The organism is Psychrobacter sp. P2G3, assembly GCF_001593285.1.
GTDB lineage: Bacteria > Pseudomonadota > Gammaproteobacteria > Pseudomonadales > Moraxellaceae > Psychrobacter.
The window spans coordinates 1375346-1398746 of the sequence record NZ_CP012529.1; the positions used below are offsets into that span (position 1 = coordinate 1375346).

Below are 23401 nucleotides of genomic sequence, written 5' to 3' on the forward strand. Positions count from 1 at the left end.
ACTGTAAATCATGTCAAAATTTGTCAGCTATTACAATATACATTTGGCAACTTTTAGTGAGAATCAGTGGTCTGACAAGTCATAAAGCCATTACCAGCGATGTTTGTTCCAGTTTTCAGGGTTGGCCCAATAATCAGCATTCAGCCAATTTGGTAGCTTTTTATAATCATATAAATTAAATTGCCATAACGTTAATGATGCTGACAAGTTTGACGATGACTGAGGCAATGGAGTCTCACCTAATATATCAAGAGGTGTAAAGCCATAAGCTCGCAGATCTAAAGTACTATCAAGAGCAATAACTAAATGTGCAGCATAGAGGTCACGGTAGCGCATTAGCAATGGAATGTAGGGTTGCAGCATGTCTAATGATAAGTTGGGTAGCCAAAAGCACGCAAGTTGGTAGCGCTGCGGTATGGATTGCGTCGTAAGCTCTGATAATGTGGAGAAGTCTGCTATTTTTTTCGTAGCGGCATTTATACTAGCAGGAGTGTTGACAGTTTTTTCATCATTAGCCCCTTCATTTTTGAGACCCAACTGCGATCTTAACTCAGCAAGCATTTTCTGATTTTCAACTGTCCATAATAGCTGAGGGATATTATTCGACTTTATATTATTCGATGTTTTATTGACGGTGTTTTTATTATCTGAAATCGCTGCATTATCCTCAATATTAGATGGTGAGATTGAATCGTCGAGGGTGGGTAGTAGTGCCTCTATATAATCATCCAATATATTTAGGGTAATCGTACTATTCGTTGTATTTGCCGATGAGTCAGTCATAGAGTATTGCCAGCTGATTAAAAAATGAGTCATATTTTATTATAGAGGATAAATAAAAAGTTTGGTGACCGAGCTTAAAACTTGCTCGCCCTTGAAATCTAGCAGACTGAGCCAATGTAGCAATAGAAATGAGTATCATATAGTCTATCGCTTATATACAAAAATACTGTAGAAAATATATCGCTTTGTTTTACCTCACAACTATGCTCATTTGCTCATTATAATGATAATTATTGGCTCAAGCATATTCATCTTAAATAATAGGAATTTCTATGTCTATCTCTGAAACTGATGCTCAAATCATTAACCCTGATATGCCTGACGTGCCACCACATGCACCTAGAAAAATTCATCTGACTGATTATCAGCTGCCAAGTTTTGATGTGGATACCGTAGATTTAGATATCAAGATTTTCGATGATTATGCAACGGTTGATAGCAAGCTAGTCATGAACCGCCAAGCGGTAGGTGATTTGGTGCTATACGGTGAAGATGTTGAGCTCGTTACTATTAAGGTTGATGGTGAGCCTCTTAGCTCTGAGCAGTATAGCCAAGCAGATGGCAAACTCACGATTGCTGATGCTCCTGATAATTTAACGTTAGAGTTGCAGGTTCGCATTCATCCGCAGACCAACACTGCGCTAGAAGGTTTGTATATGGCAGGCACTGGTAGCGATACCATGTTTGTCACCCAGTGTGAGCCAGAAGGCTTTCGCAAGATTACTTTTTATCCAGACCGTCCCGATGTACTGGCGATATTTACCACGCGCGTTGAAGCAGATAAGCGTTATCCGACACTGCTCGCCAATGGTAATTTGGTGGAGCAAGGTGAAGTTGCAGATGTGCCAGACCGTCATTATGCTATTTGGCATGATCCGACCAATAAGCCAAGTTATCTGTTTGCCTGTGTTGCTGCTGATTTAGATGTGCTTACCGATCATTATACAACCAGTGAAGGTCGCGAAGTCACGCTTGAAGTGTATGCTAAATCTACGGATATTGATAAATGCCATGTCGGTATGCAAGCATTGAAAGACGCGATGGAGTGGGATGAAGTTAATTACGGCCGTGCGTATGATTTGGATCGCTACATGATAGTCGCGGTCAGTCAATTTAATATGGGCGCAATGGAAAATAAAGGCCTAAACATCTTTAATACCGCCTGCGTATTGTCTAGTCCTGAGACCACGACCGATGCGCGTAGCTTTAATGTCAAAGCAGTCATCGCTCATGAATACTTCCATAACTGGACGGGTAACCGTATTACCTGCCGTGACTGGTTCCAATTGTGCCTAAAAGAAGGGTTGACGGTTTATCGTGATCAATCCTTTTCAGCGGATCAGCAGTCGAGTGCGGTGCAGCGTATCGATGATGTAGCGACATTACGTGCGCATCAGTTTGCGGAAGATGCAGGACCACTTGCGCATCCAGTACGTCCTGAAAGCTTCGTTGAGATTAATAATTTTTATACCACCACTATTTATGAAAAAGGCGCTGAAATCGTGCGCATGCTGGCCAATACATTGGGGCCGGATAATTTCCGTAAAGGCACTGACGAATATTTTCGTCGTTACGATGGTCAAGCAGTCACAGTTGAGGACTTTTTATCAGCACTAAGCATTACTGACGATAAAATCGAGGACTTCATCGATTGGTACCGTCAACCAGGTACGCCAATGCTGTCTGGTCATCAAGACTATGATAGCGAGACGCAAACGTTGACCATTACTCTGAGTCAGCAAACGCGCCATGTGAGCGGATTTGAAGCTCCTAAACCTTTACCGATTCCAGTAGCGACAGCGCTATTCGATAAAGCGTCTGGTGATATAGTCGGCGAGCGTATGTTGTTGTTAGATCAGGCTGAGCAAACCTTTAGCTTCGATAATATTACCAGTGAACCTGTGGTGTCATTACTCCGTGATTTCAGTGCGCCGGTACAGCTCAACTATGACTATCAAGATGAAGACTTGGCATTTTTACTCAAACATGAGACCAATGGTTTTAACCGCTGGCAAGTGACGCAGATGCTAGTAAATCGTATTTTACTGCAAGGTCAGGGCTCTAAAAGCAGTCCTGAGGTATATCTGCAAGCATTGGCACAGACCTTACCAACCTTGGCTACTGACGATGCTATGTTGGCTGCACGCTTGCTTGATATTCCATCAGCGCAAGAGTTGGCCTCTGCCATTCACAAAAACTACGATCCGATATTGATTAAAGAGCAGCGTGAAGGCTTGTATCGTCAAGTGGCAGAGTCACTATCGGGGCAGTGGACAACGCTCTATGAACAACTGCCGTTACAGGCTTATGAGGATAGCTCTGAGGCTCGCGGGAAGCGTGCCTTGCGTAACGTAGTATTGGATATGGCATTGACTGCCAAAGTTGCAGGCACGGCTGAATTGGCACAGCAGCAGTACGATAATGCTAGCTGTATGACCGAACGCTTTGGTGCATTAAAGGCGATGGTCAACCATCAGGTCGCAAATGCTGATGAGTATTTGGCAGATTTTTATAATCGCTTTCAAGCCGATGACTTAGTAATTGACTTATGGTTTAGTGTGCAAGCCGCTGCTGACAATGTGAGTACTAATAAAATTAAAGATCTGCTGAATCATGCAGATTTCGATTGGAACACGCCCAATCGTGTACGCTCAGTAATCAGCGCTTTTACCTCGCAGCCGACTATACTTTGGACGACAGAAGGATTGGACATCTATACCGATGTGATTCAAAGGTTGGATGATGCCAATCCTGTCTTGGCCTCGCGCTTACTGCAAGTGCTGGCACGCTGGTACACATTGGTTGAACCACGTCGTCAAATGGCGCATGAGCAGCTTATCAGTTTGCAGGAAAAAGCATCTTCTAAGCATGTACTTGAGAGCTTAGATAGTGTGCTAGGCGCGGCAGCGGATTAATAATTTGCTTTAACAAGTAAAATAAAAGGCTAAACTAAAATATCAGTTTAGCCTTTTGACGTTATGAGTTAGGCTATTTGAAGATCTAAATTCTCGGCTTGGGCGCAGGTTCTCTATCTGAATCACCAGAATTTGGCTCGCCTTTTGGTTCGATTAGTAAAACCTTCACTTCATGCTCTGCGCGTGGTCGATGGCTCACACCTTTGGGTACGATAAACAATTCCCCAGCTTTGACAAGACGAGAATGTTCACCTTCTATATCCATAAACATCTCGCCCTCTAACACATAGAAAAAGTCGTCCGTTTCTTCATGTTTATGAAAGGGGTACTCTCCTTGAAATTTTACTACCATCACTTCGTTTTGATTATAATCAGCAACGACATGTGGATCCCAGTAGCTTGAAAACATGCTTAGTTTATCCGAGAGTTTAATGGTATTCATGGTTTTCCCTTTTCATATAAAGATCATTTATCCCATAATAAACTAAAAGCTTATTGTTTTAATTTGATTAGGCAATAAAAAGCCCACCTACGCATAGATGGGCTTTTTCTCAATTAATATTTAGGTAGTTAGCTATTAGCGATTAGGTAAAATGTCTTTCACCGTATCACGTAGATTATGTATAGCAGTCACGGTACTATCCCAATCGAGACAACCATCGGTGATAGATTTACCATACTCGAGCTGGCTCAAATCTTCAGTAAGCTTTTGGCTGCCACCTTTTAAATGGCTTTCAATCATCATGCCGATAATTGATTTATTACCGTTTTGAATCTGCTCAGCGACATTTTGGATGACCATCGGTTGTAAGTAAGGGTCTTTACCTGAGTTTGCATGACTTGAGTCGATCATAATCTTACTGCTGGTTTTTCCTTTAGCTAGCTCGTTTTCGACTTGGGCGACAGCGGTTTCGTCATAGTTAGGTTTGCCATTACCACCGCGCAGTACGACGTGTGCATAAGGGTTGCCTTTAGACTTGATGATAGATACTTTGCCATCTTCTGATAGACCTAAGAAGCTATGACCAGCTTTTACTGCTTGCATAGCGTTGACTGCGACAGTCATGCCACCGTCAGTACCATTCTTAAAGCCTACTGGGCACGATAAGCCTGAACTCATCTCACGGTGTGTTTGGCTCTCAGTGGTACGTGCGCCAATCGCTGACCAGCTGATCAAGTCCTGCATGTACTGCGGGGTATTTGGGTCTAAAGCTTCAGTCGCACAAGGCAAACCCTTCTCATTTAAATCAAGCAGTAGCTTACGAGCGGTACGTAGACCTTTTTCGATATCGAAGCTGTCATTCATATCAGGGTCGTTAATCATGCCCTTCCAACCAACAGTAGTACGTGGCTTTTCAAAATAGACACGCATAACGACAAAGATAGTGTCTTCGACTTCTTTTGCCAATACGGCTAAGCGGTCAGCATATTCGTGCGCCGCCTTGATATCATGGATAGAGCAAGGACCGATGACTATAAACAGGCGCTTATCTTTACCATCCAAAATATCTTGAATAGTATGGCGACCTTTTAGAACGGTTTTATAAGCTTCGTTCGAAAGGGGCAGCTCAGCTTTTAGCTCAGCGGGAGTGATCAAAGGAATGAATTTTTCAATGTTCACGTCATCAATATCTGCATTATGGGTAGCTGGTGTTGTCATGATTACACTTCGTCTAGCTAATTTATAGGGATATTCATTATGCGGTCAAAATTGCATGTTGACAAGGGCAGTCGTTCAGTTAATTGACTGATAACTGGAATGTTAAAACCAAAATTTTGTTATACTTGCCCATTATCGGGATGCGCAGGGTGCATTTTTACTATATGTAGCTCATTTATGGTCTACAGTTTTACGCATTAATGTACTTAATATGTTTAATAAAAAATCAAAATCATAGGTTAAGGCACATAGTTTCATACTTTACTACATAGACAAGCCCTGATTATTTTGTTTGTACTAATTGTTTTAGACGTCTGATTTTAGGCGCTTCCCCATCTGATTCTTATGGCATACGCTTTGCTGTATTTTTTAATTGTTCATTATTGCATTGTTAATGTTGAGACCTGTCATGACTGATTCTGCCACGCCCTTTCAAACTACTGAAGAATCTGCCGATTCATTTGGTATGACGAATGATAATCACCAGTTGCCAAACAAACCGCTGGTGATTGGTATTGTTGCAGGTGAAGTATCTGGTGATAGTTTGGGTGCAGATTTTATGCAGCAAATGAATAACCTGCGTGATGATATCATTTGGGTAGGGGTTGGCGGGTCAAAAATGCAGGCGCAAGGGTTACACAGTATTTTCCCATTAGCACGCCTAGCGGTGATGGGTTTGGTGGAAGTGTTATCGCAGTTGCCTGATTTGCTCAAAGCACGACGTGAGCTATTAGCAGCTTTTCAGGTTGCTCATATAGACTGGTTTGTCGGTATTGATGCGCCTGATTTTAATCTACGGGTTGCAAAGAAGCTCAAACCAAAAGGGGTGTTCTGTGTGCAGTATGTTAGCCCGTCAATTTGGGCTTGGCGTGAATCGCGTATTCACGGCATTAAGGCAGCGACCGATTTAGTACTATGCTTATTTCCATTTGAGCTGCCAGTATATGAGCGTCATAACCATCCTGCGATATGTGTCGGCCATCCGCTATTGCGAACCCTAAATCAAGACTTGGTAGATACCCCGACCAATCAGCTACGTAGTGAGCTGGTCTGGCATAATGACGGCTTGCAACAGTTTTTTATTGAGCGTTTCGATGATGTTAGTCAGTTGATTTGTGTAATGCCGGGATCAAGGCGTGGTGAGATAACCGCTATCTTGCCACTCATGCTAGACGGTATTCAGAAGTTATTATTAGTAGATCCTAAACTGTGCTTTATCATACCAACTGTTGATCAAAACCATCAATACATCGTACAAGATGTGATTGATCAACGCTCAGAGCAATTGCGTGCTGCTATTGTTGTAGTCTATGACGAAAGCCAGCCAGCCTTTAGCCAACAGGCCATGGCAGCCTCTGATATTATTATGCTGGCATCGGGTACGGCAACGCTTGAAGCCATGCTCCTTGAACGCCCGATGGTCGTTATTTATCAATTAAATCAGCTTACTTATCAGATTGCCAAGCGTCTGGTAAAAGTACCCTATGTCGCATTACCTAATATATTAGCAGGAAGAACTATCGTAACTGAGCTTATACAAGAGCAGGCGAGTGGGGAAAATATTTGCCGAACAGTCACAAAGTTATTGCAGCCTCGCGCCTATGCTGAGCAGTTACAAGCTTTGATCGAGACCAAGCAGACATTGCAACAGCAAAGCAATCATGAGCCAGCTAATAGTGTGATTGCGCAGTGGTTTGCTCAAGGTAATCGTTAAATTATTAATTGATTGGTTTAATTGTTATTGATCGAAGCATTATTGATTGAAATATTATTAATTAAAACATTGTTAAAAAATAAATAAAAAGTCTGATAATTATGGATATTGAAACCTGTTTAGATAGTCGTATTATTCATATTAAAAGCGATATTGAGCTCATAGATGTTAAAGGACAGTTTATTAGTTTAGCTGCTCCGATTCGCTTAACTGGTCAATTACGGCTTACTGACGATTTACGTCAGATACTTGCGTGTATAGACAATGAAGTAGAAAAATTAACGCTACAGATTGGGGTTGATGAAGCAGGGCGCGGCCCCTTGCTAGGCAGTGTGAACGTGGCTGCCGCAATACTACCAAGCGCGTGGTCAGGTTTGATTGAGATGCAGACATTAGTGAATACGCCGTTATCTATACTGACGGACTCCAAGCAATTAAGCGAAAAAAAACGCGATAAGCTTTATCCATTGGTGCAACAAAACGCTTTAGGTTATGTGGTTGCAGAGATTCCAGCAGCGGTCATTGATCAGATAAATATTCTGCAAGCAACGATGCTTGGTATGCGCTTATGTACAGAGGCGCTATTAGTTGCGGTAGCAGAGCAAATTGCAAATGATACAAGTAGCACGTCATACAATCTGCAGGCTCAGGTATTGTTCGATGGAAATCGCTGTCCAGAGTTAGATTATCTGAAACTCTCATCTTTTGGTATATCTGAGTCAAGCATTGATTGCCAAGCTTGGGTAAAGGGTGATGCACGTCACACTAGCATTGCAGCTGCTAGTATCTTAGCAAAAGTCAGCCGCGACCAGACTATGTATCATTTAGATTCGTTGCATCCACAGTATAGTATCGCTAAGCACAAAGGTTATCCCACTCGTGTTCATATGGAAGCCATTGAGATGTATGGCGTATTGCCTGAACATCGTCGTAGTTTTGCGCCAGTAAGGCGAGTACTTGAGAATAAATGACGAATTAAATCTAGAAGAACTACTTATTCTACAAGGTGATTGAAGGCTAAATAGCCTAAGCAAATAATCTTACAGCTTTCACATTAATCCTAAATTTATTATTCAAACCCCTCTCCAAATTACCTTTCAAATCAACTCCTAAAATTCACGTTATATCAAACCGTCTCCTACAGACGGTTTTTTTATTGTCATAGACGGTTCTATTTACTATGAATTGGCATGCTTATTGCTCATTTTGACTATGGTCACTCAATATGCTCACTTCATGCTTTTATAGGATAAACGATGAATTTTATTACCTCAGAAAAAAGTCTCGTCATTGCTCTTTCTTCAGCTCTGCTTTTAACTGCTTGTGGCGGTGGTGGCAGTGAGAGTTCCGATACTAGTACTAGTACTAATTCAAGCAACTCGAACTCACCTGAAGCAATTAGTCCGTCAAGCCCTATTGATACTTCTAAGCCATCAGAGCCTAACACTTCTCCTGAACCGTTAAAACCGACTACTTCTCCTGAAACATCAGCGCCTGAGGCTACATCGCCAGTATTAAAAGTTGAAGTCGATATGAAAGATGTGGAGAGTAAGAGCTATGATGGGGCTGCGCAGGTTGGCTCAAAGCTATTAAACTCACAAAGACAAGCCTGTGCGCTTGGTGGGTTAGCACAGAATAACGAGCTAACCAAAATAGCAACCCAGCACGCGCAGTACATCCAGCATGTTTTCGCAAATAGTAGCCCAACGATGTTTAATGCGCACGATGAAAGAGAGATCGAAGATATAAAGACATGGACAGGAAAGAACAATCCATTCTTTACAGGTATTAGCTTCAAAGATCGTCTACTTAAAGCTGGATATTCAAACTTGGCTCATGGTGTTGTAGAAAACATATCGAGAATAACGTATTACAGCTCAGCTGGTAGAGTCGCGTCACCAGAGTATGCTGCGCATTCAATGACTAAGTCTCTACTAGCTGCACCTTATCATATGCGTCTATTAGTAACTCCTAACCTTAGTCAAACAGGCTCAGGTATGATAGCTTACAAGCCTTATGGTAAGGCTACTGATAAAAGTCAGGGCTATGTTTTTGTCAACGCATCATCAGCTGATCGAAATACAGAAAATCGTTCGGTTGAGGGACTGTTTACTTATCCTTGTACTGATGTAGCAGATACAAATACTGCGCTTTACAATGAGTTTCCAAGCCCAGTGGCAGGGACAGGACGTGACCTAGGTACTGATCCTATCGGCCAGCCTATCTATATCAACATGCCATCGGCTAAAAACATTAAAATTAGTAATATTAAGTTTCGTGATATCCAGCGTAATATAGACGTGCCTGTAGACCTGCTAGATTATAGCAATGACCCTCATAAGAGAACCGCCTACGAATTACCGCAAAACGAAGCTTTTATTCTGCCGATTACTGATAGTTTGCAAAGCTGTGAAACTGGTCGTAGAGTAGGTAAAAACTGTGGTCTTTATGGCAATAGTAAATACCAAGTCAGCTTTGATGTTCTAGTAGATAATAAGACGCTAGAAACTAAGCAGTTTACCTTTACAACAGGTGAAGTTAACTATTAAACCTGTATGCACGTTAGCGTATAAGTCTTGCGCTAACGTGCACACAGTTAATCAAAATGACGAGTCCGGCTGCTTTAGAAATGCTTTTTCTTCAGCAGTCGACTCTCTATCTAAAACCTCATTACGATGCGGATAACGGCCAAACTGACCAATGATGTCTTTGTGGCGATGTTCAAAGTCCAAGGTGTTCGCATGATCTAATTGCTCAAACAGTGGTAAATAGCGCTCATGGATCATCGCTGACTCAGAGTGCATAAATGGCATGATAATAAATTTGCGCCATTCCATCGGCAAACTATTAAAATGTGGCTGCCCAATAGCTTCTTGAGCCAATACCAGTGCCATGCCATCCTGCGCAAAAGCACAAGCCTGTCCGCGACATAGATTGCGTGAAAACTGATCTAAAACAATAATTTCTGCTAAGCGTCCCGCCAAAGCCGTGGTTGAGCTGTTACTATCTGTTGATGTTTCTGCGGTTCGCCAAATCACGCATTCACCTTGTTTTGCGGCTTGCCAAATTTTGCCAAACTTATCATTTATTTGCTTATCAAAACCATCGTTTTGGTCAAACCAGTATTGCTCATTATCTTTGTCGAACCAAAAATCTAACACTGCACGCGCATCAGGATTAAGATGGGTCATATCGATATTCTTTGGATCGAGTTGAGATAAGTTAGCTTGGCTGGTAGAAGTGGAATAATCGGTCGAAAGCGACATAAGATATTCTAATTATGATGAATTTAGTCTACTATAGCGCAAATATTTATATCTGTCATAACCCTATCAAAAGCCATTAGGTTATCTCTTATGAACTCGATAAAAACTTTAAAACCAGTTGCCGTACCAACACCTTATTATTTGCTTGATGAAGCTGCAATAGTCGCTAATATGCAGATTATTGCACGTCTGTGCGAGCTGTCTGGTGCTAAGGCATTACTGGCACTCAAATGCTTTGCCACATGGGGTGTCTTTGACGTCATGCACCCTTATTTACATGGCACAACATCGTCTTCACTAAATGAAGTGCGTTTAGGCTATGAAACCTTCGGCAATAATAGCAATGGCAATAGCGAAGATAAAAAAGAGACTCATGCCTATAGCGTGGCCTATAGTAGCGATGAGATATCTGAAGTGCTTAGCTATGCGGATAAGATTATCTTTAACTCTATCTCGCAATTAAATGCTTTTAAAGACCAAGCCCGTGCACAAAATATTTCAGTAGGGCTGCGCTTGAATCCAAAGACCAGCAATTCATCATTTATCATCGCTGATCCTGCTCGTCCCTTTAGTCGTCTTGGTGAGCATGATAAAGATAAGATTGCAGCGGTGCTCGGTGATATAACTGGGGTGATGATTCATAACAACTGTGAGAACGACAGTTTTGAAGCCTTTAGTGCTAGCTTGGCTGATATCGAAGATAGATTTGGTGACGTTTTAGCACAGCTCGAATGGGTCAGCTTGGGCGGTGGCATTCATTTTATCGCCCCTGATTATCCACTAGAAAAACTCGCTGAAAGGTTAAAAGGCTTTAGCGAAAAGTATGACGTACAAGTCTATCTAGAACCTGGCGAGGCAAGTATCCATGGCGCAGGGTCATTGGTTACGACGGTATTAGATACCATGCATAATGAAAAAAACTTAGCCGTCGTCGATGCTTCTATCGAAGCACACATGCTTGATTTGCTGATCTATCAGGAGTCAGCGTCTATTGCCTCTATTAATGATGAGTCGGTTGATGTTGTGCCCGCTAGCACTGATCAAAAATATGACGCGCCTGACAATACGATTATCTATGGTCGTTCTTGCTTAGCAGGCGATATCTTTGGCGAGTATGCATTACCTAACCATTTAAAAGTAGGTGATAAGATTGCATTTGGTAATGCCGCAGGTTATACCATGGTGAAGAAAAACTGGTTTAATGGGGTCAACATGCCAGCGATTGTTATTCGTCGTTTGGATGGCAGTATTGACGTACAGCGTGAATTTGACTATCAAGACTATAAAGCGAGTTTGTCCTAACTTCATTGAGCTAATGATTGGCATAACCTTTAAACAATGGTTCAAGAATCATTATGCATTCTGAAGTTTTTAAGTTATGTTGTAATTTTTGCCGAAAAGCGAATAAAAATTGTTATAATTGCCGCTGGCAAAGGCAGCAATATTTGTCTAACGGGTGCGTGGGTTTTCCTCGGTCTTCCTTTTTAATTCACGCATATCATTCACTCGTTTCTGTTTTGCATAGCCAATATCAATGGTATCGACAGGGACACAAAGGAGGATTGTTCATTGAACACAAATCAACAAGCTAAGTCCAACAAAAAAGATGTACTCATCATCGGAGCAGGCGGCGTCGCTCAAGTAGTTGCTCATAAATGTGCAATGCATAATGATGTACTCGGCGACATTCACATTGCCTCGCGTACTCAGGATAAATGTGATGCGATTGCTCAGAGTGTGAAAGATAAAGGTAGCTTTAAGCAAGCTGCCGTTTTACATACCCATCAAATCGATGCGATGGATGGTCAAGCGCTTGTAAAACTAATACAAGATACGGGCATCCAGATCGTTATTAATGTCGGATCGCCTTTTCTTAATATGAGCGTGCTTGAAGCCTGTATCGAGACAGGTGTCGCTTACATTGATACTGCTATTCACGAAGATCCACGCAAGATTTGTGAGACGCCACCATGGTATGAAAACTATGAATGGAAACGTCGTCAGCGTTGTGAAGACAATAACATCACTGCTATTTTAGGTGCAGGATTTGATCCTGGCATGGTTAACGCCTACGCGCGTCTTGGCTATGACATGATGGACGCAGGTTCGGTCACTGACATCGATATCATCGATATCAACGCAGGTAGCCACGGCAAATACTTTGCGACCAACTTTGATCCTGAGATTAATTTCCGTGAATTCACAGGTACGGTTTATTCTTGGCAAGATAGCAAATGGCAATCTAACAAGATGTTCGAAGTGAAGCGCACCGATGATCTGCCAGTCGTTGGCGTGCAAAATAGCTATTTAAGTGGTCATGATGAGATTCATTCTTTATCAGCCAATTTAGATGTGCCGAATATTCGTTTTTGGATGGGTTTTGGTGAGCACTATATTAATGTTTTCACCGTGCTACAAAATCTAGGTCTATTGTCGGAGCAGCCAGTGATGACTGCTGAAGGACAAGAAGTTATTCCGCTAAAAGTCGTTAAAGCTGTGCTACCAGATCCAAGCTCACTAGCACCCAATTATACGGGTAAAACTTGTATCGGCGATAAGGTTAAGGGTAAAGTTGACGGCGTCGATACTGAGGTGTTTATCTATAACGTCTCAGATCATAAAGAAGCTTATGAAGCGATGGGTAGTCAAGGTATCTCTTATACTGCAGGCGTGCCACCTGTTGCTGCTGCTATGCTAGTTGCTACTGGCGAATGGGATGCTGGCAAGATGGTCAACGTCGAAGAGCTGGATGCCAAGCCGTACATTAATCTTTTGAATAAGATTGGCTTGCCAACGCGTATTCAAGACAGTAAAGGTGATAGAGCGTTAGAGTTCGATATTTAACATGTTCTAGGTATTCAAAAAAAGCCTGTCTAATTTCTCAATAAGAGAGTTAGATGGGCTTTTTAATATGTCTTCATTAATTATCTTCAATAATTAATAACTTAAGAATTTTCTTCAATTCCAAACCAAGAATCAAGGTATCGAAAAATCTAACACTATTACCTATACTCATTACCTAGACCTATCCTCAGACATCCATTACCGGCACTATCAAATTATTCGCTATATGACATAATCCTATTATTAAGTTATAGCTTAACTGACAATTCTGAGGCTTAATTGACAACTCAGAGCATGCTCGCTTGTCCAATATAAATTCAATACAGGGAGTAAAAATGACCAACGAACCAAATGACGATAGCTTAACCGAGGCTGACCAGCCAAATGAGCAAGTTGAAAGTTCGCGCACACCGTTCGAGCGTAGCCAGTTTGGCGGTACAAAACGTCAATCCAAACCTTTTGATGAAGACGTTCCTATATCGCGTAATGATCTGCAAAAAGGCGCGCAAGAATTATCAGAAAACAGCGTTGCCCCTATTAATTGGAGCGTGCTGATTATCTCCTCGCTAGTGATTGTTGCCTTTTCCATATGGGCGATTTTTATGCCTGTTAATGCCAGCACGACGATGAGAGCGGTGGTGGATTGGATTGCGACCAATCTTGGCTGGTATTACGTGATTACGATGGTGATAGTCATCGGCTTTGTGCTTTGGGTCGCATTATCCAAAGAAGGCAGCATACGTCTTGGGCCTGATGATTCGTGGCCACAATACAAGCTAGGTACTTGGGCGGCGATGTTATTTGCGGCTGGCGTTGGTATTGATTTGCTGTTTTTCTCGGTGACCGGTCCTGTCGTACAATATTTAACCCCGCCTTCTAGTGATGGGTCGAGCGCCGCAGCCATGCAAGATGCTGTCGTTTGGACGATGTTTCATTACGGCATCGCTGGCTGGTCGGTTTACGCATTGCTCGGTATGGCGATGGGCTATTTTGCCTACCGCTGGGATATGCCTTTATCCATTCGAGCGGCCCTTTATCCATTACTTGGTAAGCGGGTAAAAGGTCCTATCGGTCATGGTATTAGTATCATTGCATTAGTGGGTACGGTGTTCGGTGTGGCGACGACGATGGGTATCGGCGTGGTACTGCTCAACGTTGGTTTCTCAAAGCTGTTTGGTTTAGAGGAGGGCTTAACGTTACAGATTGCCCTCGTGGTTGGTGCCGTTATCTTGACCATTCTTGCCACTACCTCAGGTGTTGACCGTGGTATTCGCTGGATATCCGAGTTGAACCTTTGGAGCGCAGTGGCAATGATGGCGTTTATCCTTATCGCTGGCGAGACGGCATTCTTATTAAATGCTCTGGTTGAAAACCTTGGTCAGTTCTTTGTCACGCTACCTGCTAGGATGTTCAAAACCTTTGCTTATGTACCCGGTAGTAGCGACTGGATGGGCAGTTGGACGCTGTTCTTTTGGGCTTTTTGGCTGGCATGGGGACCGTTCGTTGGGGTGTTTTTAGCTCGTATTTCGCGTGGTCGTACGCTACGTGAGTTCGTCATTGCCGCGATTACCGTGCCGGTATTGTGCGACTTTATCATTGTTTCTTTCTTTGGTAATTCAGCCCTTTATCAGGTAATGCAAGGCAACACAGCCTTCGCTGAACTTGCAGTGCAAAGCCCAGAGCGCGGTTGGTATGCGCTACTTGAGCTGTTCCCTGGTGCGACTATTTTGGTAGCTTTAGCGACACTTTCAGGATTACTATTCTACATTACCAGCGCCAACTCAGGGGCGATGGTCATGTCGAACTTTTCAACCTCCATTCCCGATCCATCAGAAGATGGCCCGAAGTGGCTACGTATCTTTTGGGCGGTATTGACGGCGATGTTGACCATCTCTATGTTAATCGCAGGCGGCGTCATTACCATGGAATACGCCACGCTTATCTTCGCGCTTCCTGTGACCATTATCGTTTATTTGGTGATGTTCTCTTTTTCTAAAGCGTTAAAAATAGAACGAGCCGAGCGCGAAGGCACCGTGCTGCGCCGTCCTTCGGTGACGCCAAGCGGTGGTTATATACCAGAGCGTTCATGGAAGCAGCGATTGGGACAAATGCTTGCATACCCATCTAAGCGTGAGACCGTCCAATTCCTTGAGCGTGTCGTCCGCCCAGCGCTAAACGATGTCGCCAATGAGTTTGAGCGTCAAGGTTATGATATCGAGCGCGATAACATCCCTCACATAGCTGATGACATTGATATTGGCGGGCCATTGCTAAAGGTATCCACCGATGCTCTGAATAACTTTTATTATCAAGTCTCTATGGTTGAGACGCCGTCGCCTACCTTTAGTGGCAAGATGTCGCCTGTCAGTGACGTTTATTACCGTTTAGAGGTGACGACCCAAACCGGCACGGGCGGTTATGACTTGATGGGATTGACCAAGCAGCAAGTTATCGATGATGTCCTTGAGCAATACGAAGCTTACATGACCTTTATTAGCGCCCCAGCAGACACTAATACTGGTCTGGACAGCGCGTTGACGTCAGTGGGAATAACAGGTAAGAGTTGAGCTGCTGGTCGTGATTAAACCATATAGATAATAGGGGAGCCAATCCTGCCATCCGCTATTATCTGCCATTTCTGCTAGGGCAGTGGCTACTGGCGGGACAGGTTGCTGCTACCGCGACACCCTGACCCGCCAAGCCTTTGCAACCTAGCAGTTATGACAGGATAGCCGCTACTGTCAGGGCTAGCGGTGACATCGCGTTCTTGCTACTATCTATCGTGATTTGAGCAATTTTTATCGGTGCGCTGGGCGCATCCTACGGCTACTAATAGAGTTTAACGAAAATTATAAAAATTAATATGAGAGTAATTTAAGACTTCTATGAACGTGAGTTGATATAATTCAATAGTTAAAGTTATTAAAAAAATATGTAGATTTAACCTACTAATGTTAGATATCTATCATGACATTAAAATTTTAAGTAGATATGAGGATTTAATTATGAGTGATAAACCAACAATTTTTATCGCATCTTCGTCAGAGGCTCTACCTGTTGCAGAAGCTGTTCATATTAAACTTGATACAGAGTTTCGCCCGAAACTATGGGAAAATGCTTTTGATTTATCTTCGATGACAATAACTACACTTATAAGTAAAACAAAAGAAGCTGACTATGCTGTTTTTGTATTTCATCCAGATGATAAATCTCTAATACGTGAAAAAGAATATAGCTCTGTCAGAGACAATGTTATCTTAGAACTAGGTATGTTTATAGGAGCGCTTGGGTTAGAAAAATGTTTTATTTTGGTACCAAACTCTTCCAAATCAACCTTTCGTCTGCCAACTGATTTAGCAGGAATAACAGCATCTTTTTATGATGATCAAGATGTTGACGTGTCTGATGCTGTAACAAGTAGTTGTGCCAAAATAAAACAAATAATAAAGAAATTGGAAGCCAAAGAAACTAAAATAGCTACAACAACTGAGTCAGAAGTACTAAAAGAGCAGTTAAGTCATGCGCAGTCACAACTTTGGATGGTCAATCATGATGTTCAGCGGTCAAAAGAACAGTCTCAATCTTTTCTAGAGTCAATAAAGAGTCATTTCTTCTCTATTGCAAAACCTGCAACTCCTGGGGAAATAAAATTTTGGGAAGATGGGGCTAAGGGAAGTTATTTGAAGGATATAAAAATACGAGAGAATAATGTTTACTTCGTAGACAAGGATGTAATCATTCCACCATTACATGGTGCAAATTCTATTTCAATAATTGTCGCAAAGAGCGTTAGAGTTCATGGTGTTGATAAATGGAGTCATAATAGTATTTATTATATGGATGGATTCAGGACAGACGCCTATGTATGACTGGTTTTCAAGAGGTTGTTTATCGTGGATTGGATAGTAAAAATTCGATACAATGCTTAAGATACTTATCAAATAGGTTTAATAGATTTACCTAAACTAAGGCGCAACTTATAGATAATAAATGTATAAGTTGCGCCTTAGTAGATCAGAAAAGAGATAGTTAGCTAACTTCCACTAGGATTATACTTCCTTAACGCCGCAATACGATCATCAAGCGTTGGATGTGAGCGGAAAAGGTTAGCGATACTAAAGCCTGTGGACTGCCCAGACGAGATTGCAAATGCTTTCATGCTCTCTGGCATTTGATCTGGACGTTGTGCAGAAGGGCGCAAGGCATCAAGCGCACTAATCATTTTGTCTTTGCTGGCAAGCTTTGCACCCATCTCATCAGCGCGGAATTCACGCAGACGTGAGAACCACATGACGATGGCAGATGCCAAGAAACCAAGCAGAATATCCATCACGATACTAGTGACAAAATAACCAATACCAGAGCTATTACTCGTATTCTTAAAGACAGTCCGGTCGACAAAGCTACCAATGATACGTGCAAAGAACATCACAAAGGCGTTCACCACGCCTTGGATAAGAGCAAGGGTTACCATATCACCATTTGCCACGTGACCAATCTCATGCGCCAACACCGCTTCTACTTCATCTTGATTCATGTTCTGCAATAGACCAGACGAGACCGCGACCAAAGCCTTGTTTTTATTCCAGCCAGTTGCAAAGGCGTTTGGCTGTGAATTATTAAATATCCCCACTTCTGGCATCCCAATATTTACCGCTCGTGCTTGTTTAGCGACGGTATCTACCAGCCATTGTTCCGTAGCGTTGCTTGGCGACTCAATGACAACCGTTCCCGTAGATCTTTTCGCCATCCACTTTGAGATAAATAGCGAAACCATCGAACCAACCATGCCGTATATACCGCACATAATAGCAAGGCTGTTATAATTTAGTCCGCCCACGCCATGTACACCACCAATCCCAAAAAATCTGGATAAGATACCAAACACGATGCTAAATACCACAATCACCGCTAAGTTGGTCAATAAAAACAATCCAATACGCATCATTACGTTAACTTCCCAATTAAAATTTAAATGCAACTTTAAGACCTAATCTCATAATTGAGATATTATTGCTTTATATATGTTTTTATATATTATAGCTCTTCATAAATGGCGTTGTCTTGATAAATAACAATCTCAGTTAACCGTCCACACACACCGAAATCGCCAAAAGAACGAAAGCATAAGAATTAAAAACAGTCAGCTCATCTAATAGACAGTCAACTGTTCAGATATATCATTTAATCATGCATAAGGTCTAATAATGAACGCTCTAGAGCTAAAAGTACCACCTGTAGCCCAGGTCACCATTACCGCAGCTGCCATGTATGGCGTAGCTAAAATCATGCCAAGCTTGCAGTTCTCTTTTAATGGCTCAACTGCACTAGCGATTTGTTTGGGTGTTATAGGATTGGGCAGTGGTATTATGGGAGTGGCTGAATTTAAAAAAGCACAAACTACCGTTAATCCACATACTCCCGAAAAATCTACGAATCTAGTGACACGCGGTATTTATCAATACACTCGCAATCCTATGTATGTGGGATTGGTACTTATCTTATTATGCTGGGCATTATATTTGTCTCACTTTCTTGCGTTTGTGTTAGTGCCAGTTTTTATGCTTTATATGACTCGTTTTCAGATTCAGCCAGAAGAGCGGATGATGGAACAAAAATTTGGCAAGCGTTATCAAACGTATCTAAAGAAGGTGCGGCGTTGGATTTGAGGTATAGTAGGTAAAATGTTTTATTATTAATTAACGATTAAATCAGGGAGATAATGTTATGGAAATGAAAAATATACCTTTTGGGATTACTGACTGGACGGAAGTAGAAGCAGTAGAAATCAAAGGTGAGACTGGCACAGGGTATTGGAAGACTTGCGAATTTAACAATATCAATGTGCATATGGTTGAGTATTCTGCAGGCTACCTTGCGGATCACTGGTGCTATAAAGGGCACATTTTGTTCTGTGTTGAAGGAGAATTAAACACGGAATTAAAGGACGGTCGTACTTTTACCTTGACACCGGGTATGACTTATCAAGTAGCGGACGATACAATCGCGCATCGCTCGTCAACGAAGATAGGCGCTAAGCTGTTTATTGTGGATTAATGATGCTCGTAAAAGTATTATAAATGTGACTAAAAATGAGAATATAAAAGGCGGGATTCTGGATTGTGTCGTTACGGGCGATAAAGTGTTTATTTCTGGCAATGCCGTGCAGTATTTGACCGGATTTATCACCGTTTAGGAGTAGTGGTTTTGACTGAATTGAAAACCGTTGGGCTGTTTGTGCTGACAGCATTGGCTGAAATTGTGGGTTGCTATCTGCCTTATCTATGGCTGCGAGAAGGTAAGTCAATTTGGCTACTTATCCCCGGTGTGCTTAGTCTGGCAGCCTTTGTATGGTTGCTGACCTTACATCCAACCGCTGTAGGTCGAGTTTATGCGGCTTACGGTGGGGTGTATGTTGCAATGGCAATTATTTGGCTATGGACTATCAACGGCATTCGACCAACCACATGGGATATATTAGGTTCTGCGGTCGCGCTGCTGGGAATGGTGATTATTATGTTTGCGCCACGCAGCACCTAATATAAAAGCAGCGCCTAGCATAAAAAATGCCAATCAAACCGTGAGATTCAAGTGGCACAGCTTTAATATTATAGTTCAGATTAATATAGGTTCAATTAGCATATTGATGTACTTAATATTAATGTTTGCCTAAGATACTACCATTATCTTCTTTTTTAGATTTTTTGGCGGCTTTTTTCTCTTTTGCTGTTAACAGCGGTTTCTTTTTTACATTCTTCTTACTATCTTGACCTTTACTCATGGTTCTTTCCTTTTTAAGGTAACTTATACTGCCTTCTGATTGAGTCAAATGGGGCTGACTATCGGGCGGTATTGATACAATTGTCGCAGACGCTGCGTTCTGAATTAAGTATAGCCCTAAGCCTCCGCAATAGATAGCGATAGCACAATTTCCCTACGCTCCACTCAATTCATCCTTTTAAGCTCGGTTATATTTAACTCTGCTTTTATATTGAAATTAAGCGTATTCAAATTGAGTTTTTGGCTAGAGTCGCGCTCGAATAATGTATAAAACAATAATAGTATTAATAAGTGCTTACTTACGGATACATGCCGATTTGCTATAATAAGCGTTAAGCCAATGATTAGGTTTGGCAAACTCTTACTTATTAATATCTAGCACAATAGTGCTTACTGTTTTGGTCAAAATTATTATGCGTATTCGTAAACTATTTAAATTTGAAAATGCTCATATTGTTCGTAACTGTAGCTCTGAGCGCTGCAAACACTCTATCCATGGTCATAGTTATCAGATTGAGCTTATCTTAGAGGCCACTCGTCTAGATCATGGGCAAATGGTCTATGATTTTGGCTTATTAAAGTCTTCGATCAAAGACATCATCGATAGCTTTGATCATGCGATTTGTTTTTGGAATAAAGACGATCCTGAGTATATCGCTGCCTGTAAGAAGTTCAGTGCACGCTGGATTAGTTTGCCAGTGTCACCTTCAGCAGAGCAATTCTCACGAGTTATCTTCTTTTGGGCACAAGAAATCCTAAAACAAACCCAAATGCAAAATGGTGAGTCTGATGTCAGCGTCTACTCGGTGATTGCACACGAAACCGCAACTGGTTATGCCCAGTGTTTTGCTGATGATGTGGCTAATGAGCAAATGGGCAAGCTGGTATTAGAGGATTTTGAATTTAGCGAGCAAGTCTGTAGTGAGTGGCATGATCCTGAATTATATGCCAAGCTGATACGCGGTGAGAATTTTGTAAATCCTTCGGTAACGATGCAGGTTCACGAACAACAAGCAGGTACAGTCTGATGTCTAATCATAATGATACGCCTTTTACTGATAAACAGTTGCGAATATTAACTCTATATTCAGAAGCAGATACCGAAAGCTTAGCCGAGCAGCTTGCCGCCTTGTTAGTGTCAGGTAGCGTTTGGCTGGCAGGTGATTTGGGCGCAGGTAAAACCACGCTGACACGCTATTGGTTGCAAGCACTTGGGCATAAAGGTGCGGTAAAAAGCCCGACTTATACTTTGGTCGAGCCTTATAGTATTGAGCAAGGCAATGGCGTAACTAAGCTGGTTTATCATACTGATTTATATCGTATACAAGACCCTGAAGAGTTGTCTCTTATTGGTTTTGATGAGTACCTTGATGATAAAGATGCGCTGGTTATTATCGAATGGCCAAGCCGCGCTGATAATTATCTACCACCGCCGACACTGTTCATTGATATGACTCAAAGCGTTGATGAGTCACGTCAGGTGGAGATACGATTATCAAAGATAGGGGAAGCGCAAGGCTTAGACTTATCAGTTTTGAAAATTTAGCTCAAAAAATGCCTGCAATCCAAAATATATGTCCCTCACTAATGCTAGATAATCACTCTAATACACGAATCAAAAAACTATCACCGCTACTAATCAATCAATTAGCAGCAGGTGAGGTTGTGACGCGTCCATCAGCTGTGGTTAAAGAGTTGCTTGAAAATGCTATCGATGCTGGTGCCAGTAATATTGAAGTGCATATTACTCAAGGCGGCATGGGTATGATTGAAGTGGTGGACAATGGTGTTGGTATTCATCCTGATGATATGGTCATGGCGATTACTCGTCACGCGACCAGTAAAGTTGCTGATGTCGCAAATTTACATGGTATTACTACTTTGGGTTTTCGCGGGGAGGCATTGGCAGCAACGGCGGCAGTTTCACGATTGACGCTAACCAGTAGTCATGATGATAGTGGTATCGGCCGCCAGTTGCAGGTCACTGGTATCTTAGATGATCTGCCGAAACTGATACCTGTTGTGCACAATCGCGGTACGATAATCACGGTAAAGGACTTATACTTTAACGTGCCAGCACGCCGCGGTAATTTGAAATCTATTTCGACCGAGTTTAGTCATATCGAAACGATTGTGCGTGAAGTAGCTTTGGCACGCGCTGATGTAGCGCTTAGTCTCTTTCACGACAATAAAAAACGGCTGTCGCTGTCCAGTGCGTTGTCTTCAAGTTCGTTATCGATAAATGTTAACGGAAAAAACAATAACGCTAGTCGTCTGCCGTTATCACGTCTTGAACAAGCGACGGGTAGGCCATTGACGGATAACGCGCTAGAAGTAGCAATTGATTTATCGAGTCTAATGCAGCAGCCTATAGGGCATGCTGATAATCATTACTCAGGTAATCAGGTAAGTATCAGTGGTTGGTTATGGCCTAGCACTGATTCACAGGACGCCTTGCCAAAGCTGCTATATGTGAATGGTCGTTTGGTAAAAGAGCCGATCGTTAGCAATCAGTTGCGCCAACTTGCTCACAGTGCTGGACTTAGTAGCATCGGTTACGCCCTTTATTTTGATCTACCAACCGAGTGGCTCAATATCAATGTGCATCCATCCAAACAGCGGATCAAAATCAGCCCGTTAAATAATATCATGGCACATTTAAGCCATGCAGTTCGTTTGAAACTTAAAACGGTTAGTACAACGGAGACGGTAGCAACTACCGATTACGATAGACAGATGCTAGACAGAAATACCTCTCCAAGCACATCTTTTAATGCGTCATTGCCTAAGACATTTGCTACTAGTAACTTAGCGCAAAACAATCAAGTACATACTCCTAAATATCCGTATCAACTGTCAGCAAGCAAACAGTTCTCTAAAAACGTAGCGGAATTCTGTTCAGCAAAATCTTATGTTGACGAATCGTCTGATAAGAATGTTAAACCTTCAAGTGCAACTTCCGCTGATAGCCTTAATATTTTGAATAGCTCATTTATAAAGACAGGGCGTTTACCAGTTTGCTTGGATGTTATTAATAGCTTAAATGGTTTAGTAAGTGAATCTTCTAACCCTAAAGACATCGATGATAAATCGCTGCCTTGGTTATTGTTTTACAACCAAGGACAGCTTTCACTTATTAGTGCAGCAGATTGGCACTTAAAGCTTCGTCTATTATTTGAGTCACATGTACTTAGCAGTAATATATTTAAAAAAGATGAAATGCTAAATAGCGCAGCATGTGTCAATCAGCAACTTGCTATTGTAAGCGCGCAAATGACTGCGCAAGATTTGACGATTTTTATAGTAGATGTTGAAGAGTTGCTAACTAACAATGCAATCAAAGTCATAGACCGCAATCAATTAGTTTCGTTGATGCTATTATCTGCCTCCGAACAAACTACATTCAGTTAATCTGAGCCTTAACAATAAATACTAGCTT

The 23401-nt window shown here is 42.0% G+C and carries 20 protein-coding genes; 14 read left to right on the plus strand and 6 right to left on the minus strand.

Annotation, left to right across the window (positions count from 1 at the left end; genetic code table 11):
- Positions 1 to 90: 90 nt before the first annotated feature.
- Positions 91 to 783, minus strand: a complete 693-nt coding sequence (locus AK823_RS05770) for a DUF6231 family protein (protein ID WP_068327188.1) — start codon at positions 781 to 783, stop codon at positions 91 to 93.
- A 314-nt stretch (positions 784 to 1097) separates the two neighbouring features.
- On the opposite strand from AK823_RS05770, the gene pepN reads away from it, so the two are divergent.
- Complete coding sequence (gene pepN, locus AK823_RS05775) at positions 1098 to 3698, plus strand: aminopeptidase N (protein WP_068330179.1); 2601 nt, start codon at positions 1098 to 1100, stop codon at positions 3696 to 3698.
- 85 nt (positions 3699 to 3783) lie between these two features.
- On the opposite strand, the gene AK823_RS05780 is transcribed toward pepN, so the two are convergent.
- Together AK823_RS05780 and AK823_RS05785 are read right to left on the minus strand one after the other, a co-directional pair.
- A complete protein-coding gene (locus tag AK823_RS05780) occupies positions 3784 to 4140 on the minus strand; it encodes a cupin domain-containing protein (protein ID WP_068327191.1) in 357 nt (118 codons plus the stop codon).
- A 135-nt stretch (positions 4141 to 4275) separates the two neighbouring features.
- Positions 4276 to 5358 (minus strand): 3-deoxy-7-phosphoheptulonate synthase, encoded by a 1083-nt coding sequence (locus AK823_RS05785; RefSeq protein ID WP_068035360.1) that lies wholly within the window; start codon positions 5356 to 5358, stop codon positions 4276 to 4278.
- Between the two features lie 466 nt (positions 5359 to 5824).
- On the opposite strand from AK823_RS05785, the gene lpxB reads away from it, so the two are divergent.
- The 3 genes from lpxB (at position 5825) to AK823_RS05800 (ending at position 9621) form a co-directional block, all read left to right on the plus strand.
- The gene (gene lpxB, locus AK823_RS05790; protein ID WP_149031891.1) at positions 5825 to 7072 is read left to right on the plus strand and encodes a lipid-A-disaccharide synthase; all 1248 of its coding nucleotides are present in this window, start codon (positions 5825 to 5827) and stop codon (positions 7070 to 7072) included.
- Between the two features lie 101 nt (positions 7073 to 7173).
- On the plus strand, positions 7174 to 8043 hold the full coding sequence (locus tag AK823_RS05795) for a ribonuclease HII (protein WP_082785653.1): 870 nt from the start codon (positions 7174 to 7176) through the stop codon (positions 8041 to 8043).
- A 285-nt stretch (positions 8044 to 8328) separates the two neighbouring features.
- Positions 8329 to 9621, plus strand: a complete 1293-nt coding sequence (locus tag AK823_RS05800) for a CAP domain-containing protein (RefSeq protein ID WP_068327194.1) — start codon at positions 8329 to 8331, stop codon at positions 9619 to 9621.
- A gap of 51 nt (positions 9622 to 9672) precedes the next feature.
- Here AK823_RS05800 and AK823_RS05805 read toward each other — a convergent pair whose 3' ends face one another.
- Positions 9673 to 10263, minus strand: coding sequence for a DUF924 family protein (locus tag AK823_RS05805; protein WP_228138935.1), 591 nt, complete (start codon positions 10261 to 10263; stop codon positions 9673 to 9675).
- 165 nt (positions 10264 to 10428) lie between these two features.
- On the opposite strand from AK823_RS05805, the gene nspC reads away from it, so the two are divergent.
- From nspC to AK823_RS05825, 4 genes are all read left to right on the plus strand, one after another.
- Positions 10429 to 11640 carry a carboxynorspermidine decarboxylase gene (nspC, locus tag AK823_RS05810; protein WP_068327199.1) on the plus strand — a complete coding sequence of 404 codons (1212 nt, stop codon included), beginning with the start codon at positions 10429 to 10431 and terminating at the stop codon, positions 11638 to 11640.
- A 267-nt stretch (positions 11641 to 11907) separates the two neighbouring features.
- Entirely contained in the window at positions 11908 to 13182 is a 1275-nt protein-coding gene (locus AK823_RS05815) for a saccharopine dehydrogenase family protein (RefSeq protein WP_068327202.1), read from the plus strand.
- 335 nt (positions 13183 to 13517) lie between these two features.
- Positions 13518 to 15749: a choline BCCT transporter BetT gene (gene betT / locus AK823_RS05820; protein WP_068327205.1), complete on the plus strand. Its 2232-nt coding sequence runs from the start codon at positions 13518 to 13520 to the stop codon at positions 15747 to 15749.
- A 438-nt stretch (positions 15750 to 16187) separates the two neighbouring features.
- A complete protein-coding gene (locus AK823_RS05825) occupies positions 16188 to 17051 on the plus strand; it encodes a nucleotide-binding protein (RefSeq protein WP_068327208.1) in 864 nt (287 codons plus the stop codon).
- A 164-nt stretch (positions 17052 to 17215) separates the two neighbouring features.
- Here the strand turns inward: AK823_RS05825 and htpX are convergent, their stop codons facing one another.
- A complete protein-coding gene (htpX, locus tag AK823_RS05830) occupies positions 17216 to 18130 on the minus strand; it encodes a protease HtpX (RefSeq protein ID WP_068327210.1) in 915 nt (304 codons plus the stop codon).
- 259 nt (positions 18131 to 18389) lie between these two features.
- Here htpX and AK823_RS05835 point away from each other — a divergent pair, with 259 nt between their 5' ends.
- The 3 genes from AK823_RS05835 (at position 18390) to AK823_RS05845 (ending at position 19722) form a co-directional block, all read left to right on the plus strand.
- Positions 18390 to 18851 (plus strand): isoprenylcysteine carboxylmethyltransferase family protein, encoded by a 462-nt coding sequence (locus AK823_RS05835; protein ID WP_068327213.1) that lies wholly within the window; start codon positions 18390 to 18392, stop codon positions 18849 to 18851.
- 58 nt (positions 18852 to 18909) lie between these two features.
- The gene (locus tag AK823_RS05840) at positions 18910 to 19239 is read left to right on the plus strand and encodes a DHCW motif cupin fold protein (protein ID WP_068327217.1); all 330 of its coding nucleotides are present in this window, start codon (positions 18910 to 18912) and stop codon (positions 19237 to 19239) included.
- Positions 19240 to 19389: 150 nt separating this feature from the next.
- Entirely contained in the window at positions 19390 to 19722 is a 333-nt protein-coding gene (locus AK823_RS05845) for a YnfA family protein (RefSeq protein ID WP_068327221.1), read from the plus strand.
- A gap of 118 nt (positions 19723 to 19840) precedes the next feature.
- Here the strand turns inward: AK823_RS05845 and AK823_RS14320 are convergent, their stop codons facing one another.
- Positions 19841 to 19963, minus strand: a complete 123-nt coding sequence (locus AK823_RS14320) for a hypothetical protein (RefSeq protein ID WP_264753646.1) — start codon at positions 19961 to 19963, stop codon at positions 19841 to 19843.
- A gap of 412 nt (positions 19964 to 20375) precedes the next feature.
- Between AK823_RS14320 and AK823_RS05850 the strand changes: the two genes are divergently transcribed.
- Genes AK823_RS05850 through mutL form a run of 3 tightly spaced genes read left to right on the plus strand, consistent with a single transcriptional unit; the run spans position 20376 to position 23373 of the window.
- On the plus strand, positions 20376 to 20990 hold the full coding sequence (locus AK823_RS05850; protein WP_068035383.1) for a 6-carboxytetrahydropterin synthase: 615 nt from the start codon (positions 20376 to 20378) through the stop codon (positions 20988 to 20990).
- Positions 20990 to 21508: a tRNA (adenosine(37)-N6)-threonylcarbamoyltransferase complex ATPase subunit type 1 TsaE gene (tsaE, locus tag AK823_RS05855; RefSeq protein WP_068035385.1), complete on the plus strand. Its 519-nt coding sequence runs from the start codon at positions 20990 to 20992 to the stop codon at positions 21506 to 21508. The genes AK823_RS05850 and tsaE overlap by 1 nt, the downstream gene beginning before the upstream one ends.
- A 41-nt stretch (positions 21509 to 21549) precedes the next feature.
- The gene (mutL, locus tag AK823_RS05860) at positions 21550 to 23373 is read left to right on the plus strand and encodes a DNA mismatch repair endonuclease MutL (protein ID WP_068330184.1); all 1824 of its coding nucleotides are present in this window, start codon (positions 21550 to 21552) and stop codon (positions 23371 to 23373) included.
- Positions 23374 to 23401 lie beyond the last annotated feature (28 nt).

Excerpts from the sequence above, each read along its gene's own strand:
- AK823_RS05795 (WP_082785653.1), top strand. The coding sequence starts at position 7,174 with ATGGATATTGAAACCTGTTTAGATAGTCGTATTATTCATATTAAAAGC.
- AK823_RS05785 (WP_068035360.1), bottom strand. The coding sequence starts at position 5,358 with ATGACAACACCAGCTACCCATAATGCAGATATTGATGACGTGAACATT.
- betT (WP_068327205.1), top strand. The coding sequence starts at position 13,518 with ATGACCAACGAACCAAATGACGATAGCTTAACCGAGGCTGACCAGCCA.
- lpxB (WP_149031891.1), top strand. The coding sequence starts at position 5,825 with ATGACGAATGATAATCACCAGTTGCCAAACAAACCGCTGGTGATTGGT.
- AK823_RS05770 (WP_068327188.1), bottom strand. The coding sequence starts at position 783 with ATGACTGACTCATCGGCAAATACAACGAATAGTACGATTACCCTAAAT.
- AK823_RS05780 (WP_068327191.1), bottom strand. The coding sequence starts at position 4,140 with ATGAATACCATTAAACTCTCGGATAAACTAAGCATGTTTTCAAGCTAC.
- pepN (WP_068330179.1), top strand. The coding sequence starts at position 1,098 with ATGCCTGACGTGCCACCACATGCACCTAGAAAAATTCATCTGACTGAT.
- AK823_RS05840 (WP_068327217.1), top strand. The coding sequence starts at position 18,910 with ATGGAAATGAAAAATATACCTTTTGGGATTACTGACTGGACGGAAGTA.
- mutL (WP_068330184.1), top strand. The coding sequence starts at position 21,550 with ATGCTAGATAATCACTCTAATACACGAATCAAAAAACTATCACCGCTA.
- tsaE (WP_068035385.1), top strand. The coding sequence starts at position 20,990 with ATGTCTAATCATAATGATACGCCTTTTACTGATAAACAGTTGCGAATA.
- AK823_RS05800 (WP_068327194.1), top strand. The coding sequence starts at position 8,329 with ATGAATTTTATTACCTCAGAAAAAAGTCTCGTCATTGCTCTTTCTTCA.
- AK823_RS14320 (WP_264753646.1), bottom strand. The coding sequence starts at position 19,963 with ATGAGTAAAGGTCAAGATAGTAAGAAGAATGTAAAAAAGAAACCGCTG.
- AK823_RS05850 (WP_068035383.1), top strand. The coding sequence starts at position 20,376 with ATGCGTATTCGTAAACTATTTAAATTTGAAAATGCTCATATTGTTCGT.
- htpX (WP_068327210.1), bottom strand. The coding sequence starts at position 18,130 with ATGATGCGTATTGGATTGTTTTTATTGACCAACTTAGCGGTGATTGTG.
- nspC (WP_068327199.1), top strand. The coding sequence starts at position 10,429 with ATGAACTCGATAAAAACTTTAAAACCAGTTGCCGTACCAACACCTTAT.
- AK823_RS05835 (WP_068327213.1), top strand. The coding sequence starts at position 18,390 with ATGAACGCTCTAGAGCTAAAAGTACCACCTGTAGCCCAGGTCACCATT.
- AK823_RS05825 (WP_068327208.1), top strand. The coding sequence starts at position 16,188 with ATGAGTGATAAACCAACAATTTTTATCGCATCTTCGTCAGAGGCTCTA.
- AK823_RS05805 (WP_228138935.1), bottom strand. The coding sequence starts at position 10,263 with ATGACCCATCTTAATCCTGATGCGCGTGCAGTGTTAGATTTTTGGTTC.